Below are 16,163 nucleotides of genomic sequence, written 5' to 3' on the forward strand. Positions count from 1 at the left end.
GAACCCCCTTGGCCGATCACAAACCGGTCATACGTTGAAGTAGTTGGCCTCGGGGTGATGAACGATCAGCGCGGACGTCGACTGCTCGGGGTGGAGCTGGAACTCCTCCGACAGTTCGACGCCGATTCTGGCCGGATCGAGCAGCTCCATCAGCTGAACCTGGTCCTCCAGGTTAGGGCAGGCCGGGTACCCGAAGGAATAACGGCAACCGGCGACGTTCACCTTGAGCATGTCCTCCAGGGACTCGTCGCCGCCGATGCCGAGCTCGGAGCGCACGCGCGCGTGCCAGTATTCGGCCAGGGCCTCGGTCAGCTGCACCGACAGACCGTGCAGCTCCAGATAGTCGCGGTAGGCGTCCTTGGCGAACAGCTCGGCCGCCGCCTCGGAGACCTTGTTGCCCATCGTCGCGACCTGGAGGGCGACGACGTCGACCTCGCCGGAGTCCTTGGAGCGGAAGAAGTCGGACAGGCACAGGTGCCGGTCGCGGCGCTGGCGCGGGAAGGTGAAGCGGGTGCGCTCGTCGCCCCTCTCGTCCAGGATGATCAGCGAGTCGCCGTCGCTGACGCACGGGAAGTAGCCGTAGACGACCGCCGCCTCCAGCAGCCCGTCGGTCTGCATCCGCTCCAGCCACATCCGCAGGCGCGGACGCCCCTCGGTCTCGACCAGCTCCTCGTACGAGGGCCCGTCGCCGCCGCGCGCGGCCTTGAGGCCCCACTGGCCCATGAACGTCGCCCGCTCGTCCAGGAACGCGGAGTACTCGGCGAGCGGCACGCCCTTGATGACGCGCTCGCCGAGAAAGGGCGCCGTCGGCAGCGGGTTGTCCGCGGCCACGTCGGAGCGGGAGGGCAACTCCTCCACCGGGGTCCTGACCAGCGTGGCGCCGCCCTTGACCCGGCGCTCGCGCAGCGGCGGCAGGCTCGCGCCCTTCTCCCCGCGCTTGACCGCCATGAAGGCGTCCATCAGGCGCAGTCCCTCGAAGGCGTCGCGGGCGTAGCGGACCTGGCCCTGGAAGAGCTCCGCGAGGTCCTGCTCGACGTAGGCGCGGGTCAGCGCGGCCCCGCCGAGCAGCACGGGGAACCTGTCGGAGATGCCCCGGGAGTTCATCTCCTCCAGGTTCTCCTTCATGATGACCGTGGACTTCACCAGCAGCCCGGACATGCCGATGACGTCGGCCCTCTTCTCCTCGGCGGCCTCCAGGATGACCGACACCGGCTGCTTGATGCCGAGGTTGACGACCTCGTAGCCGTTGTTGGAGAGGATGATGTCGACCAGGTTCTTGCCGATGTCGTGCACGTCGCCCTTGACGGTGGCGAGCACGATGCGCCCCTTGATCTCGCCCTCGACCCGCTCCATGTGCGGCTCCAGGTAGGCGACCGACGTCTTCATCACCTCGGCCGACTGGAGCACGAACGGCAGCTGCATCTGGCCGGAGCCGAACAGCTCGCCGACGGTCTTCATGCCGTCGAGCAGCACGTCGTTGACGATCTCCAGGGCGGGACGCTGGGCGAGGCCCTCGTCGAGGTCGGCCTCCAGGCCCTTGCGCTCGCCGTCGACGATGCGGCGCTTGAGCCGTTCCCACAGCGGCAGCGCGGCGAGCTCCTCGGCCTTGCTCTCCTTGAGCGCGGCGGCGTCGACGCCGTCGAACAGCTCCATGAACCGCTGCAGCGGGTCGTAGCCCTCCCTGCGCCGGTCGTAGACCATGTCGAGGGCGACCTGGCGCTGCTCGTCGGGGATGCGCGCCATCGGCAGGATCTTGGAGGCGTGCACGATCGCCGAGTCCAGGCCGGCGTTGACGCACTCGTTGAGGAAGACCGAGTTGAGCACGATGCGGGCCGCCGGGTTGAGGCCGAACGACACGTTCGACAGGCCCAGGACCGTCTGCACGCCGGGGTGGAGCCGCTTGATCTCCTTGATCGCCTCGATCGTCTCCAGCGCGTCGCGCCGGGTCTCCTCCTGGCCGGTGGCGATGGGGAAGGTGAGCATGTCGACGAGGATGTCCTCGACGTTCATGCCCCAGTTGCTCGTCAGGTCCTCGATGAGGCGGACCGCGATCTGGACCTTCAGGTCGGCGGTGCGGGCCTGGCCCTGCTCGTCGATGGTCAGGGCCACCACGGCGGCGCCGTACTCGCGGACCAGGGTCATGTTCCGGTGGAAGCGCGTCTCGGGGCCGTCGCCCTCCTCGTAGTTGACCGAGTTGACGACCGCGCGCCCGCCGAGCATCTGCAGCCCGGCCTCGAGGACGGCGGGCTCGGTGGAGTCGAGGACGACCGGCAGCGTGGAGGCGGTGGCGAAGCGGAACGCCAGCTCCTTCATGTCGGCCACGCCGTCGCGGCCCACGTAGTCGACGCACAGGTCGAGCATGTGCGCGCCGTCGCGGGCCTGCCCCCGCGCGATCTCCACGCACTCCTCCCAGTCCTGGGCGAGCATCGCCTCGCGGAAGACCTTGGAGCCGACGGCGTTGGTGCGCTCGCCGATGGCCATGTACGAGATGTCCTGGCGGAAGGGGACGCTCTGGTAAAGGGAGGAGGCGCCGGCCTCGGGGCGGGGACGGCGCGGGGTGGTCTCCCGCCCCCGGACCCGCTCGACGACCTGGCGCAGGTGCTCGGGGGTGGTGCCGCAGCAGCCGCCGACCAGGGACAGCCCGTAGTCGCGGGTGAAGTTCTCGTGCGCCGAGGCGAGCTCCTCGGGGCTCAGCGGGTAGTAGGCGCCGTCGGAGGTCAGCACGGGCAGCCCGGCGTTGGGCATGCACGACAGGCGGACGCGGGCGTGGCGGGCCAAATAGCGCAGGTGCTCGCTCATCTCGGCGGGGCCGGTCGCGCAGTTGAGGCCGATCACGTCGACGCCGAGCGGCTCGATCGCGGTCAGCGCCGCGCCGATCTCCGAGCCCAGCAGCATCGCGCCGTTGGTCTCGATGGTCACCTGGGCGATGACCGGCACGTCGCGACCGGAGTCGGCGATGGCCCTGCGGGCGCCGATCACCGCGGCCTTGACCTGGAGCAGGTCCTGGGAGGTCTCGATGATCAGCGCGTCGGCGCCACCGCCGACCAGGCCGGCGGCGTTGTCGTAGTAGGCGTCGCGCAGCACGGCGTACGGCTTGTGCCCGAGGGTGGGGAGCTTGGTGCCGGGACCGATGGAGCCGAGCACGAAGCGCGGCCGGTCGGGGGTGGAGTAGGCGTCGGCGGCCTCGCGGGCGACGCGGGCGCCGGCCTCGGAGTACTCGAAGACGCGCTCGGAGATGTCGTATTCGCCAAGAGCTGAAAGGTTGGCCCCGAAGGTGTTGGTCTCGACGCAGTCGACACCAACCTCGAAGTAGGCCTCGTGCACGGCGCGGACGATGTCGGGACGGGTGACGTTGAGCACTTCATTGCAGCCCTCATGGTCCTGGAAGTCATCCATGGTGACGTCGTGGGCCTGAAGCATCGTCCCCATGGCCCCGTCGGCGACCATCACGCGCTCGGTCAGGACTTCACGGAAAGACGGAGTGCTTGTCATGGGACAAGAGTACTGGGATCTATCCGGGCGCCATTGTTCTTGGTGTCAATTGAGCCTTTTGTCCAATTAATTCTGCCGCTTCACTGAAGTACCAATGGCTGCCGAACGCGCCATCCATGTCAGCGCGGGCGTTTCCTCCTGGGCGGGCGACCGGGAGCCCGGCGGCCCGCCGGGGCGGCCACGGGGCTCGGCGGGCCTCCCGCGCACGGCGGCGCGAGGGCCGCGACGTCCTGATCGTCCACACCCCGCCGGGAAGGTGACGTGAAGGCCCCCTCACCGCATAGGCTTAGCCGGATAGGCGTGAGGTGAGAAGGAGGGGGCGCGTGATCGAGATCGAAGGCCTGCCCGAGCTCGTCGACCCGGTGATGATCGCCGCGTTCGAGGGGTGGAACGACGCGGGCGAGGCCTCGAGCGGAGTGATCGCGCACCTGGAGGACGAGTGGAAGGCGACCCCGCTGGTCTCCCTGGACCCGGAGGAATACTACGACTTCCAGGTGACCCGCCCGATCGTCGAGATGGGCGAGGGGCTGACGCGGTCCATCACCTGGCCGACCACCAAGCTGTCGGTGGCCAGGCCCCCGGGCGTCGACCGTGACGTGGTGCTGCTGCGCGGCATCGAGCCCAACATGCGCTGGCGCGCGTTCTGCGAGGAGATCGTGCTGGTCTGCCGCGAGCTGGGGGTCGAACTCGCGGTCCTGCTCGGCGCGCTGCTCAACGACTCGCCGCACACCCGCCCGGTGCCGATCGTGGGGTCGGCGACCGACGAGGGCCTGGCCAGGGCGATCAACCTGGAGCTGAGCCGCTACGAAGGGCCGACGGGAATCGTCGGGGTCCTCCAGCACTCCCTGGGCGCCGCCGGGCTGCACGCCGTGTCGCTGTGGGCCTCGGTGCCCCACTACGTGGCCCAGCCGCCCAACCCGAAGGCCACCATGGCGCTGCTCAGCCGGATGGAGGATCTGCTCGACATCCCGATGCCGCTGGGCGAGCTGGCCGAGGAGTCCCGCGCCTGGGAGCACGGCGTCGACGAGCTGGCCTCCCAGGACAGCGAGGTCGCCGAGTACGTCAAGGAGCTCGAGGAGCGCAAGGACGCCGCCGAGCTGCCCGAGGCGAGCGGCGACGCCATCGCCGCCGAGTTCGAGCGCTATCTGCGCCGCCGCGACCGTGACTCCGACGGCTGAACTCACGGCGTACGGTTACCACCGGGCGCTCTTTTTCGCCTAGGTTGAACCCAGGTTGAGCCGGGGCCGGGCCCGGCCGGCAGGCACCGATCGGGCACGTCCCGGAGCGCCGGGGGCGCGCCGGGCGGAAAACCGGACGTCGGCGGCTCCACGGCCGAAAAGGACTCGGCTCCGTGGACACCGGTGAACGACGCATCACTGTTACGACCATCTGTCCATGTGACTGCGCACGTTAGGGCGAGCATGGCGACTCCCTATATCGACCCGTACCAGAAGACCGCCGACCCACACCGCAACGCGCAGGAGGCGCGACGCCGCGTCCTCGAGCTGGCCGCGTTCATGAAACGCGAGGAGGCCGACGACGCCTCACACCCGCGCTTTCGCGGCACGGCGTCCGGGCACGCCGTCGACCTGTTCATGGCCCTGCTGCAGGACCGGCTCCCGGTCTGGCGGCACATCCTCGACGACCTGATGCACCTGGTCGGCAAGGGCAGGGTGAGCGAGAACCTGCTGCCCATCGCGCGAGCCGGCATCGACTACTACTGCGAGGTCCAGGCGGCGGCGCTGCCCGCCTTCACCTCCCCCTCGGTCACCGTCCGCTTCCGCGAGGCGATGCGTGACAGCGACATCGGGCCGATGTCGGAGATCGTCCCGCTCACCGCGTATCTGGCGGCCGAGCAGCGGGTGGAGCGGCTCTCCCCCGAGGTCGTCCCGGTCGCCAGCGCCCGGCTGCTGCTCGCCGGCTGCTTCCGCCACGCCTACTACGAGACGCTTCTCGGCACCGAATTCCTGCCGTCGCGGGACGAGGCCGCCGAGGAGATCGTCCGGGAGCTGAGGCTGGAGCCCCAGCGGGCCTGATCGCCACCCGGCACCACCGGCGCCAGGCGGCCCCCGCCGGGGCCCGGACGCTCGGAGGCCGGGCGCGCCTGCCCGGCACCCGCCGCCACGGACGCCAGACGGGCCCGGTCGCCCCCCGATGCCGTCGAGGCCAGGCGGGCCTGGTCGAACCGGGCCCACACCAGCGCCGCCAGGTCGGCGTCCACCCCCAGGGGAGCGGCGACCAGGTCGGCGCCGGACGCCTCCAGGCGGTCCTGAAAGAAGCCGGGTGCCAGGAGATAGGACGCCAGCGCGATCCGCGGCGCGGGCCCCGAGCGCAGCCGCTCCAGGGCCTCGGCGACCGGCGGGGCGCCCGTCGCGGCGAAGGCGGCGGTGACCGGGCGGGAGAGCCGGACCGACAGCAGCCGGGCCGCCGCCCGCACGTCGGCCAGCGCGGCGGGATCGGACGACCCCGCCGCTCCCAGGATCACCGAGTCGGCCGCCCTCAGCCCCGCGGCGAACAGCCGCCTGGCGAGGACGGAGGTGAGCAGCGCGTGCGGTCCCAGCGGGGGCGCCACCACGGCGTCCGGCCTGGTCGCGGCCACCACGGAGGGCAGGTCGATGTGAACGTGGTAGCCGCCAGCCAGCAGCAGCGGGACCACCACGACGGGGCCCGGCAGGCCGGGGAGCACGTCGGCCAGCAGAGGTGAGCTGATCTCCAGGAACGCCTGTTCCACGCGCGTTCCCCGGCGGCCCTCGCGCACCAGGTCCCGCAGCCCGGCCAGGGTCTCCAGCCCCTTGTCGCTGCGCGTCCCGTGCCCGGCCAGGACCAGCGTCGTCACAGGCCTTCGCCCCGGTCGCAGGCCAGGCGGTAACCGCGTTTGACGACCGTCTCGACGATCCCCGCGGGACCGAGGGCGCGGCGCAGGCGGGTGATGGCCATCTCGACCGCATGCTCGGCCGAGTCGCGCGACGGGCCGCCGGGAAGCACGGTCCGCAGGTCGGAGCGGGCCACCACGTGTCCCGGCTTGTCGGCCAGACGCTTCAGGACCGCCATCGGCGCCGGCGGCAGCGGCTTCAGCTCGCCGTCCACCGCGACGGCGTGGCCGCGGATCTCCAGCCGGTGGCCGCCCGCGACCAGGCGGGTGACGCTGTGCTCCGGCAGGTGCCTGGCGAGGGTGCGGGCCAGCGTGCCCAGGCGGGCGCGCTCGGGCTGCACGGTGGGCACCCCGCGCGCCTCCAGCGGCCCGGCGGTGACCGGGCCCACGCAGGCCGCGACGACCGGCCCGGCGAAGGCCGCGACCAGCGCGTCCTCCAGGCCGTCCGCGCGGGCGGAGTTGAGCATGGCCAGCACGGCCGGGGCGCTGGTGAAGGCCACCGCGTCCACCCCGCCGGAGATCGCCTGGCTGACCAGGCGCCGCAGCGGCGACACGTCGCGGTAGGGCAGCCACCGGTAGACCGGCACCTCGATGACCTCCGCGCCCGCCTCGCGCAGCGCGGCCACGAAACCGGTCAGCGGCTCCCCGTGCAGCTGCACGGCGATGCGGCGCCCGCGCAGGTCCTGGGCGAGCAGATGCTGCTTGACCTCCTCGCACGACTCCGTGGGCGGGGTCCAGTGGTCGACGAGGCCCGCCGCCCTGACCGCGCCGCGCGCCTTGGGCCCGCGGGTGAGCAGTCGGGCCGAGGTCAGGTGCTCGGAGAGGTCGCCGGAGAGCCCCCAGCCCTCGGCCGCGGCCATCCAGCCGCGGAAGCCGACGCCGGTGGTGACCACCACGTCGTCGATCGGGGCGGACAGGCTGGCGCGGGTCGCGGCCAGCAGGTCGGCGTCCTCCGCCAGGGGCACCAGCCGGATCGCCGGGGCGCGCACCACCCTGGCGCCCCGGCGTTCCAGCAGCGCGCAGAACTCCTCGCGCCGCCGGGTGGCGGTGACCCCGATCGTGAAGCCGGCCAGCGCGTCGGGCGCGGTCTCGGGAGAGCCGACGGGATCGTCCAGAACGGCGATGCTCATCTGTCGTTCACCACTCCTCGCTTGATGTTTCCTCGGTATCCGGGCGCCCGCGGCCCCACACCGCGCCCGCTCACGGAGAACCCACCTCCACGGTTCCGCCGGTGACGCGGATCGGGTAGATCGGCACGGCCACCGCGGGGTCGTCCAGGCACACCCCCGTCGCGAGGGAGAACACCTGCTTGTGCATGGGAGACGCCACCACGGGCTCGCCGGCCCTGGTGCCCACGATCCCGCGGGACAGGACGTGGGCGCCGCTGAACGGATCGCGGTTGCCGATCGCGAACAGGGAGCCGTCGAAGGCGCGGAACAGCGCGACCTGCCTGCCGCCGACGAGCGCGCACGCTCCGCGCTCGGGCAGCAGGTCGCTGTAGGAGCAGACCGGGATCCAGACGGTCGTCTCCAGATCCTCTCTCAGGGCTGTCATCGGTGAAGGGCTCCTCTCCTCGGGGTGTGACGATGGCGATCCGGTACGGCCGGTGCGGGACGCGGGTCAGGACAGATCAGGACGAATCAAGAACGGACCGCCTCCAGCGGGATCAGGACCGGTTTCACCTGGTCGCGCTCGGTCTCGAAGGCGATCGACGGGTCCGGGGTCCCGGGGGCGTTGACGAAGGAGACGAACCGCCGCAGCTTCTCCGGGTCCTCGATCGCGGCGCGCCACTCGTCGGCGTAACCGGCCACGTGCCGCTCCATCTGGGCCTCCAGGTCGGCGCAGATGCCGAGGGAGTCGTCCAGGACGACCTCCTTGACGTAGTCCAGGCCCTGGACCTCCAGCCAGGCGGAGGTGCGCTGCAGGCGGTCGGCGGTGCGGACGTAGAACATCAGGAACCGGTCGATGACGCGGACCAGCTCCTCGGTGCTCAGGTCGGAGGCGAACAGGTCGGCGTGGCGCGGGGTGAAGCCGCCGTTGCCGCCCACGTAGAGGTTCCAGCCCTTCTCGGTGGCGATGACGCCGAAGTCCTTGCCGCGGGCCTCGGCGCACTCGCGGGCGCAGCCGGAGACGGCCGACTTCAGCTTGTGCGGCGAGCGCAGGCCCCGGTAGCGCAGCTCCAGCGCGATGGCCAGGCCGACGGCGTCCTGCACCCCGTACCGGCACCAGGTCGAGCCCACGCAGGACTTCACCGTGCGCAGCGCCTTGCCGTACGCGTGCCCGGACTCGAAGCCCGCGTCCACCAGGCGCTTCCAGATCAGCGGGAGCTGCTCCACGCGGGCCCCGAACAGGTCGATCCGCTGCCCGCCGGTGATCTTGGTGTAGAGGCCGAAGTCGCGGGCCACCTCGCCGATCACGATGAGGCTGTCCGGGGTGATCTCCCCGCCGGGGATGCGCGGCACCACCGAGTAGGTGCCGTTGCGCTGGATGTTGGCCAGGAAGTGGTCGTTGGTGTCCTGCAGGGCGGCCTGCTCGCCGTCGAGGATGTGGCCGTTGCCGAGCGAGGCGAGGATCGAGGCGACGACGGGCTTGCACACGTCGCAGCCGCGCCCGGTGCCGTGCTCGGCGATGAGGTGCGAGAACGTCGTGATGCCGCGCACCCGGACGATGTCGAACAGCTCCGCCCTGTTGTACGAGAAGTGCTCGCACAGGGCCTTGGAGACCTCGACGCCCGAGGAGATGAGGAGCTGCTTGAGCGTCGGGACGCAGCTGCCGCAGGTGGTGCCCGCGCGGGTGCACGCCTTGATGCCGGGCACGTCGGTGAGGCCGTGGTCGGCGATGGCCCCGCACACCTGGCCCTTGGTGACGTTGTTGCAGGAGCAGACCTGCGCGTCGTCGGGGAGCTCCATGTTCGCCGGGCCGCCGGTGAACAGCAGCTCGCTCGGCGAGCCCGGCAGGTCGCGGCCGACGAAGGGCTTGAGGGTGTTGTACGGGCCGGCGTCGCCGACGCAGATCCCGCCGAGCAGGGTGCGGGCGTCGTCGCTGACGAACAGCTTCTGGTAGATCCCGCCCACCGGGTCCATGAAGGTCACGTCCAGCGCGCCCTCCATGGCGCCGAACTGGGCGACCTCCACCCCGAGCAGCTTGAGCTTGGTCGACAGGTCGGCGCGGGTGAAGACCGCCTCACCGCCGAGGATGCGGTCGGCGGCGACCTCGGCCATCGTGAAGCACGGTCCGACCAGCCCGTAGACCATGCCCTCGTGCAGGGCGCACTCGCCGATCGCGTAGATCGCCGGGTCGTCGGTGCGCATCCCGTCGTCGACGGCGATCCCGCCGCGCCCGCCGACCTCCAGGCCCGCCTGCCTGGCCAGCTCGTCGCGCGGCCTGACACCCGCGGAGAAGACCACGATCTGCGCCTCGACGGTCTCGCCGTCCGGCTTGACCAGGCCCGCCACCCGCCCGTCCGGCCCCGCGACGATCTCCTTGGCCCCCGCCTCGGTGTGCACGCTCAGGCCGAGCGCCTCCACGTGGCCGCGCAGGACGGCGCCGCCGCCCTCGTCGACCTGCCGGGGCATGAGCCAGCCGCCCATCTCCACGACGTGCGTCGCCAGGCCCAGGCCGCGCAGCGCGTCGGCGGCCTCCAGCCCCAGCAGCCCGCCGCCGATCACGACGCCGCTCGTGGCCTCCGAGGCGGCCTCCCTGATCGCGTCGAGGTCGTCGATCGTGCGGTAGACGAAGCAGCCGTCCAGCTCCCTGCCCGGCACCGGCGGCACGAACGGGCTGGAGCCGGTGGCCAGCACCAGCACGTCGTACGGTTCGCGGTGCCCGTCCGCGGTGGTGACCTCGCGCGCCCGCCTGTCGATGTCCACGACTTTGGACGACAGCCGCAGCACGACCCCGTCCGGCGTCGGATAGGTGAGGTCCTCGATACTCCTGCCCGCCAGGTAGGAGGTCAGCGCCACCCGGTCGTACGCCGGCCGGGGCTCCTCTCCCAGCACCGTGATGCTGCCCGCGAAGCCCTTGGCGACCAGTGCCTCGACCAGCCGGTGCGATGTCGGTCCGTGTCCTACCACGACGAGCCGTGACATGGTCGCGCTCCCTTTCCCGTCCGCTCCGCTCTCTTCCGCCCGCCCCTCGGGGGGCGCTCCGTTCACCGGCCGCGCCGGAACCGCGTCCACCCGGGCCGTGTTCGTCCGGGCCGTGCTCGTCCGGACCTCGTCGTCCGCCCGGTCGGCGTCCGTCCGGCACCCGCCGGGTCCCTCACCGCTCGCGCCGATCACATCGCCCGCCTTCCCGCTCGCGGAGCCGGCCGGTGACGGCCTCATGACCCCTGTCACCGGAATCCGGCGCACCCTCTCCCTCTGTCTCGCGTGGCCGCGCGGCGGGCCGCCGAAGGGTCTCGGGGCCGCTCCGCCCCCCTGACGGCGGAGCGACCGCTTGGCTGCGGAGCGGCACCCGCCCCGGATCTGTCATGGTTCCGCTCCTCCCGTACCGGGCGGCGGGCCATGGGACGCCGGTCATCGTGACCGTCTCCCGGGAGGCTCGGGCGCCATGACGCGAAGTGGTGGTGACCATCTCGCCCGCCGCGACGTTCACACCGTGCCGCGGAGCGCGGCGGGGGTGGCGCGCCGCCGCCTCCGCCTTCACAGGCGTCTGGGGGTGAAGTGAGACCGGCATGGATCCGATGGTGCTTTCAGGCGGTTTCACCGCGAGGTCTCCCCTGTTACCGATGTGCTACAAGCCGCTAACCGCGTTCACATTCGCGATGAGGCCGATGTGAGTTGTCCGTCGGCCGGACCGGTGCCGGATGTGAGCAGAACGGGCGCCCGGCAGGCCGGTGATCACACTCGGGCCGCCGCCAGGCTCGGCACGGATCCCGCGGTACGCAGGTAGCAGGCCCAGGTGATGACCGCGCACACCACGTAGAAGGCGGCGAAGGAGGCCAGTGCGGCGCCCGCTCCCCCGGTCGCGGCGATGGAGCTGCCGAACCCGCGGTTGATGAAGAAGCCGCCGAAGGCGCCGATCGCGGAGATGATCCCGATCGCGGCGGAGGCGTCCCGCTTCCCGATGGCCAGGGCGGCCTGGTGGGCGTCCGTACCCGGGGCGATGCCCGCCACGGCCTTGGCCCGGAAGATCGCCGGGATCATCCGGTAGGTGGAGCCGTTGCCGATGCCGGTGGTGGCGACCAGAAGCATGTAGGCGCAGAAGAACAGCGTGAAGGCCTGCTGGGACAGGCCCTGCCAGACCAGCGCCGCCGCGCCCGCCATCGCGGCGAAGTTGACGAACGTCACCCGCGCCCCGCCGAGCCGGTCCGACAGCCAGCCCCCGATCGGGCGGATCAGGGAGCCGAGCAGCGGGCCGAGGAAGGCCAGCCCCACCAGGGAGGCCTGCTCGGGGAACTGGCTCTTGATGAGCAGCGGGAACGCGGTGGCGTAGCCGATGAAGGAGCCGAAGGTGCCGATGTACAGGACCGACATGATCCAGGTCTGGGCCCGGCCCGCGACCTTCAGCTGGTCGGCGGGGCTGGCCTTGGCGGAGGTCAGGTTGTCCATGAAGAAGTAGGCGCCGACCGCGGCGGCCAGGATGAACGGGATCCAGAACAGCCCCGCGGCGGCCAGGCCGAACGCCCCGATCACCAGCGGCATCACGAGCTGTACGGAGCTGACCCCGATGTTGCCGCCCGCCGCGTTGAGCCCGAGCGCCGACCCCTGCCTGTCCTGGGGGTAGAAGTAGGTGATGTTGGCCATGCTGGAGGCGAAGTTGCCGCCGCCCAGGCCCGCCGTGGCCGCGATGACCAGGAACATCCAGTAGGGGGTGCCGGGGTCGCCGACCGCGATGGCCAGCAGCACCGCGGGCACGAGCAGGAGCAGGGCGCTGACCACGGTGAAGTTCCGCCCGCCGAACCTGGCCGGGGCGAAGGTGTACGGGATGCGCAGTGCCGAGCCGATCAGGTTGGGCAGGGCGACGATCCAGAAGAGCTGGTCGGTGGAGAAGTCGTAGGAGCCGAGTTGCACGGCCACGATGCTCCACACGGTCCACAGCGTGAACCCGAGGTGCTCGGCGAAGATGGAGAAGACCAGGTTCCTGCGGGCCACCTTCCTGCCGTGCCCTTGCCAGAAGTCGGGGTCGTCGGGCCGCCAGTCGCTGATCCAGGGCTTGGCCATCTTTCTCCTCCTGCGGTTTCGAGGGCTACGATCCCGAAACCTAAGAGGGCGCCATTACGCACATTTACTATCTGTGATGGTGCGCCGGTTACGTGTGACTAACCATGGAAATACGCAATGCACACGTCGCACACTCGCAACGTCCCGGAAACGCAAAGGGTCACGGGGCAACGATTGAGTCAGCGCGGCGGTGGGAACCGTCTTCGGTGCCAGTTCGTTCGCTTCGGGGAGTGTGCGTGGCTGTCCAGCCGATCCGATTGTTCACCGATCCCGTGCTCCGCACGGTGTCGGAGCCGGTGACCACCTTCGACCGCGCGCTGCGCGTTCTGGTCAAGTCACTCCAGGCCACGATGCGCGCCGGAACGGGCCGCGCCGGGCTGGCCGCCCCGCAGATCGGCGTCCCCCTCAGGGTCGTCGTCTACGAACTGGACGGCAGGTCCGGCCACCTGGTCAACCCGCGTCTGGAGCTGTCCGAGCGGAAGATCGTGGCCGACGAGGCCTGCCTGTCCGCGCCCGACCGCTGGTGGCCACTGGAACGCTCCTACATGGTCACCGCCCGTGGCCGCGACATGTTCGGCAAACCGGTCACCGTCCGCGCCCTGGGCATGCTCGCCCGCGTCCTGCAACACGAGGCCGACCATCTCGACGGCACGCTCTTCGTCGACCACCTTCCCGAGGAGGATCGGAGGCGCTTTCTCGCCTCGATCCCGTGACTTGCACATCGCGGAAACGTTGGATAGGGTCGTATGGTTGCAGTCGTAGTTCTCAGTTTAGCCTTATCATCTCAAGTGCTTATGAGAAGTCCGCCGACAGCGGACGTTACACAGTTTCTCCGGATGGTTTCCGCGGGTGCATGGTAGGGTCCGCAACGCAGCCCCGTGCCGCCGACCTGGTGGTTCGGTGAGGCTCCCAATGAGGAGAAGTAGTTTTGTCTGAGGGCACCGTTAAGTGGTTCAACGCCGAAAAGGGCTTCGGATTCATCGCACCGGATGACGGCACCGCCGATGTCTTCGTGCACTACTCGGCTATCAACTCCGGCGGCTACCGCAGCCTGGAGGAGAACCAGCGTGTCAGCTTCGTCACCACGCAGGGCCAGAAGGGCCCGCAGGCCGACCAGGTTCAGGTCATCTGATCTGGTTTGACCTCAAAAGCTTCAGACTGAGCCCGCACCGCGCAAGCGGTGCGGGCTCAGTCGTTTCTCGGCCGACGCTCGTTCCGGTCAACGGTCGTTCCGGTCAACGGTCGTTTCAGCCGGTGGTCGTTTCTCGACCGGCGCTCGCTCCGGTCGACGGTCATCCCGGCCGGCGCTTGTCTCCCAGCCGGCGGGATCGGCCCCGAAGCGGCCGAGAGCCGTCCGGGCGCCATCCCGAACGGTCCTGCCCCTGGAAGGCCCCGGGTCTCGTCCGGGCGCCGCCGAGCGACGCCACAGCCGCGGATCCCGGGGCCGGTACGGCCGCCCGCCGAAGACTAGAGCGCGACCCCGAGCAGCGCGTCCACGGTCTCCCTGACGAGGACGGGCGCGTCCGGGTCGCTGCCCCCCTCCGACAGGGCCCGCTCGGCCCAGTCGTCGACGACCGCGAGGGCCCCGGGGGCGTCCAGGTCGTCGGCCATCCGGGCGCGTACCCTTTCCAGCACGACACCGGCGTCGGGGCCGGTCTGCAGGCCCGCGGCCGAGCGCCAGCGCGCCAGCCGCACCTCCGCCGAGGCCAGCTGCTCGGAGGTCCACTCCCAGTCGGAGCGGTAGTGGCGGGCCAGCAGGGCCAGCCGGATGGCCATCGGGTCGGTCTCCCGGCGCAGGCGGGAGACGAAGACCAGGTTGCCCTTCGACTTGGACATCTTCTCGCCGTCGAGGGCGACCATGCCCGCGTGCACGTACGCCCTGGCGAAGGGCCACTCCCCGCACGCCACGTGACCCTCGTGGGCGCCGCACTCGTGGTGGGGGAAGATCAGGTCGGAACCGCCGCCGGCGACGTCGAAACCACTGGACAGGTTCGCCAGGGCGATCGCGGTGCACTCGATGTGCCAGCCGGGCCTGCCCAGGCCGAACGGCGAGGGCCAGGACGGCTCCCCCGGGCGCTCGGCGCGCCAGAGCACCCAGTCGAGCGGGTGCTTCTTGCCCGGCCGGTCCGGATCTCCCCCGCGCTCGCCGAACAGGGCGAGCATGTGATCCTCCGCGTAGCCGGAGACGGCCCCGAACTTGGGGGCCGCGGCCACGTCGAAGTAGACGTCGCCGTCGAGGTCGTAGGTGGCACCCTTGTCACGCAGCGACACGATCAGGTCGGCGACCTGGTCGATCACCTCGGTCACGGCGACGTAGTCGCGCGGCGGGAGGATGCGCAGCGCCTCCATGTCGGTCCGGAACAGCTCGATCTCACGCTCGGCCAGGTCACGCCAGTCGATGCCGGTCTGCCCGGCACGTTCCAGGAGGGGATCGTCGACGTCCGTGGCGTTCTGGGTGTAGTGCACCTCGTGACCGGCGTCGCGCCAGGCCCGGTTGACCAGGTCGAAGGCGAGATAGGTGTTGGCGTGGCCCAGATGGGTGGCGTCGTAGGGCGTGATGCCGCAGACGTACATCCGTGCCGTGGGGCCCGGCTTTGTGGGGCCGACCTCTCGCGCGGCGGTGTCGAACAACCACAGCGGGACACCGGCACCGGGAAGCCGAGGAACCTTCGGCTCAGACCACGATCTCATAAAATGAAGCCTATCCAGCAGACAGACCACCCCGGTTGGCGCGGGATGGTTGATATATGGGCACTCAGCTCAACTCCGGGAACCGACCGGATCATTCCGGGAGGACCCTGCGGAAGGCGCCCGGATCGCGAGGGTCGGCGGTGAAGTCGTAGCGGACGCCGCCTGGCGCCAGGGCCAGCAGGGTGACGGACCCTGAGCCGTAGGTCCGCCCGTCGGGCAGTTCGTGGTGGACGATCATCGTGCGGGGGTCCTCCGCGGGAATCCCCGCCCCGGTGGCGAGTTCCCGCCACTCCTCCCAGGGGCCGTCGAGCTCCGAGGGACGGCCCGCCTTGGCGAACAGGGGGCGGAAGAACGCCACGCGCTCGTTCTCCTCACCGCGCTCCCATCCGCTGTTGACGATCATGTGGGTTCCCGGGGGAAGATCGTCCCGCTCCAGCGTGATGCCGTCCCAGTGCCACAGGCGGGCCCCGGTGTGATCGGCCCTCAGCAGGTGGAAGGGGTCGTAGTGACCGAGATCACCCTCCACCGGCCCGCCTCCGGCCGCCGCCAGGAGCGGCAGGTCGCCCCGCGAGCGGCGGGTCTCCTCGGGAGCGAGCACGCCCTGCCCGTTGAGGAGGGCTCCGACCCTCCCGGCCTCGGGGTCGACGGCCAGCCAGGTGCCGCCTCCCTTGAGATCACGCCCGCCGATCAGGCCGGGCCGGCTCTCCGGCCAGTGCCGGGCCGGGGGGACCCAGGGGCGGTCGATGAACTCGTCGCGCACCCCGACCACGATCAGGGGTATCTCGGCGCTCGGATCGATGCTGACGACAACCGTGCACATGCCCGGAGGGTACGCCCCCGCGGGAAGCGGGCTCGGACCGGGGCCCCGCGTCGGGCGGGAGGCCGAGGTCACGGGCGCCGCCGCGCGGGAACGCCGGATCGCCGCCTCCGCCTCCCGGCGGGGT

12 protein-coding genes are annotated in these 16,163 nt (G+C 71.0%); 4 read left to right on the plus strand and 8 right to left on the minus strand.

Annotation, left to right across the window (positions count from 1 at the left end):
• Positions 1 to 27: 27 nt before the first annotated feature.
• Complete coding sequence (gene metH, locus ACSDR0_RS07825; protein WP_435288069.1) at positions 28 to 3,492, minus strand: methionine synthase; 3,465 nt, start codon at positions 3,490 to 3,492, stop codon at positions 28 to 30.
• A 323-nt stretch (positions 3,493 to 3,815) separates the two neighbouring features.
• Between metH and ACSDR0_RS07830 the strand changes: the two genes are divergently transcribed.
• Positions 3,816 to 4,670 carry a PAC2 family protein gene (locus ACSDR0_RS07830; RefSeq protein WP_329079264.1) on the plus strand — a complete coding sequence of 285 codons (855 nt, stop codon included), beginning with the start codon at positions 3,816 to 3,818 and terminating at the stop codon, positions 4,668 to 4,670.
• A 243-nt stretch (positions 4,671 to 4,913) separates the two neighbouring features.
• Positions 4,914 to 5,528, plus strand: a complete 615-nt coding sequence (locus ACSDR0_RS07835; protein WP_435288070.1) for a hypothetical protein — start codon at positions 4,914 to 4,916, stop codon at positions 5,526 to 5,528.
• On the opposite strand, the gene ACSDR0_RS07840 is transcribed toward ACSDR0_RS07835, so the two are convergent.
• From ACSDR0_RS07840 to ACSDR0_RS07860, 5 genes are all read right to left on the minus strand, one after another.
• Complete coding sequence (locus ACSDR0_RS07840) at positions 5,432 to 6,328, minus strand: sirohydrochlorin chelatase (protein WP_435288071.1); 897 nt, start codon at positions 6,326 to 6,328, stop codon at positions 5,432 to 5,434. The two genes, ACSDR0_RS07835 and ACSDR0_RS07840, sit on opposite strands and share 97 nt — an antisense overlap.
• Positions 6,325 to 7,494, minus strand: coding sequence for a uroporphyrinogen-III synthase (locus tag ACSDR0_RS07845; protein ID WP_435288072.1), 1,170 nt, complete (start codon positions 7,492 to 7,494; stop codon positions 6,325 to 6,327). Before ACSDR0_RS07845 ends, ACSDR0_RS07840 begins: the two co-directional genes overlap by 4 nt.
• A 70-nt stretch (positions 7,495 to 7,564) precedes the next feature.
• Positions 7,565 to 7,918, minus strand: a complete 354-nt coding sequence (gene nirD / locus ACSDR0_RS07850) for a nitrite reductase small subunit NirD (protein ID WP_435288073.1) — start codon at positions 7,916 to 7,918, stop codon at positions 7,565 to 7,567.
• A gap of 86 nt (positions 7,919 to 8,004) precedes the next feature.
• Positions 8,005 to 10,452, minus strand: coding sequence for a nitrite reductase large subunit NirB (nirB, locus tag ACSDR0_RS07855; protein ID WP_435288074.1), 2,448 nt, complete (start codon positions 10,450 to 10,452; stop codon positions 8,005 to 8,007).
• Between the two features lie 753 nt (positions 10,453 to 11,205).
• Positions 11,206 to 12,528, minus strand: a complete 1,323-nt coding sequence (locus tag ACSDR0_RS07860; RefSeq protein WP_435288075.1) for an MFS transporter — start codon at positions 12,526 to 12,528, stop codon at positions 11,206 to 11,208.
• Between the two features lie 236 nt (positions 12,529 to 12,764).
• Here ACSDR0_RS07860 and def point away from each other — a divergent pair, with 236 nt between their 5' ends.
• Positions 12,765 to 13,241: a peptide deformylase gene (gene def / locus ACSDR0_RS07865; RefSeq protein ID WP_435288076.1), complete on the plus strand. Its 477-nt coding sequence runs from the start codon at positions 12,765 to 12,767 to the stop codon at positions 13,239 to 13,241.
• Between the two features lie 215 nt (positions 13,242 to 13,456).
• Positions 13,457 to 13,660 (plus strand): cold-shock protein, encoded by a 204-nt coding sequence (locus ACSDR0_RS07870; protein WP_344903117.1) that lies wholly within the window; start codon positions 13,457 to 13,459, stop codon positions 13,658 to 13,660.
• A gap of 335 nt (positions 13,661 to 13,995) precedes the next feature.
• Here the strand turns inward: ACSDR0_RS07870 and mshC are convergent, their stop codons facing one another.
• Positions 13,996 to 15,219 (minus strand): cysteine--1-D-myo-inosityl 2-amino-2-deoxy-alpha-D-glucopyranoside ligase, encoded by a 1,224-nt coding sequence (gene mshC, locus ACSDR0_RS07875; RefSeq protein WP_435288077.1) that lies wholly within the window; start codon positions 15,217 to 15,219, stop codon positions 13,996 to 13,998.
• A 91-nt stretch (positions 15,220 to 15,310) separates the two neighbouring features.
• Complete coding sequence (locus ACSDR0_RS07880; protein WP_435288078.1) at positions 15,311 to 16,039, minus strand: NRDE family protein; 729 nt, start codon at positions 16,037 to 16,039, stop codon at positions 15,311 to 15,313.
• Between the last annotated feature and the right edge of the window lie 124 nt (positions 16,040 to 16,163).

The organism is Streptosporangium sp. G11, from assembly GCF_051192615.1.
Classification (GTDB): Bacteria; Actinomycetota; Actinomycetes; order Streptosporangiales; family Streptosporangiaceae; genus Streptosporangium.

What these genes read in the sequence shown, in the direction of transcription:
- ACSDR0_RS07860 (WP_435288075.1), bottom strand. Translation starts at nt 12,528, where the DNA reads ATGGCCAAGCCCTGGATCAGCGACTGGCGGCCCGACGACCCCGACTTC.
- mshC (WP_435288077.1), bottom strand. Translation starts at nt 15,219, where the DNA reads ATGAGATCGTGGTCTGAGCCGAAGGTTCCTCGGCTTCCCGGTGCCGGT.
- ACSDR0_RS07835 (WP_435288070.1), top strand. Translation starts at nt 4,914, where the DNA reads ATGGCGACTCCCTATATCGACCCGTACCAGAAGACCGCCGACCCACAC.
- ACSDR0_RS07845 (WP_435288072.1), bottom strand. Translation starts at nt 7,494, where the DNA reads ATGAGCATCGCCGTTCTGGACGATCCCGTCGGCTCTCCCGAGACCGCG.
- nirD (WP_435288073.1), bottom strand. Translation starts at nt 7,918, where the DNA reads ATGACAGCCCTGAGAGAGGATCTGGAGACGACCGTCTGGATCCCGGTC.
- ACSDR0_RS07880 (WP_435288078.1), bottom strand. Translation starts at nt 16,039, where the DNA reads ATGTGCACGGTTGTCGTCAGCATCGATCCGAGCGCCGAGATACCCCTG.
- nirB (WP_435288074.1), bottom strand. Translation starts at nt 10,452, where the DNA reads ATGTCACGGCTCGTCGTGGTAGGACACGGACCGACATCGCACCGGCTG.
- metH (WP_435288069.1), bottom strand. Translation starts at nt 3,492, where the DNA reads ATGACAAGCACTCCGTCTTTCCGTGAAGTCCTGACCGAGCGCGTGATG.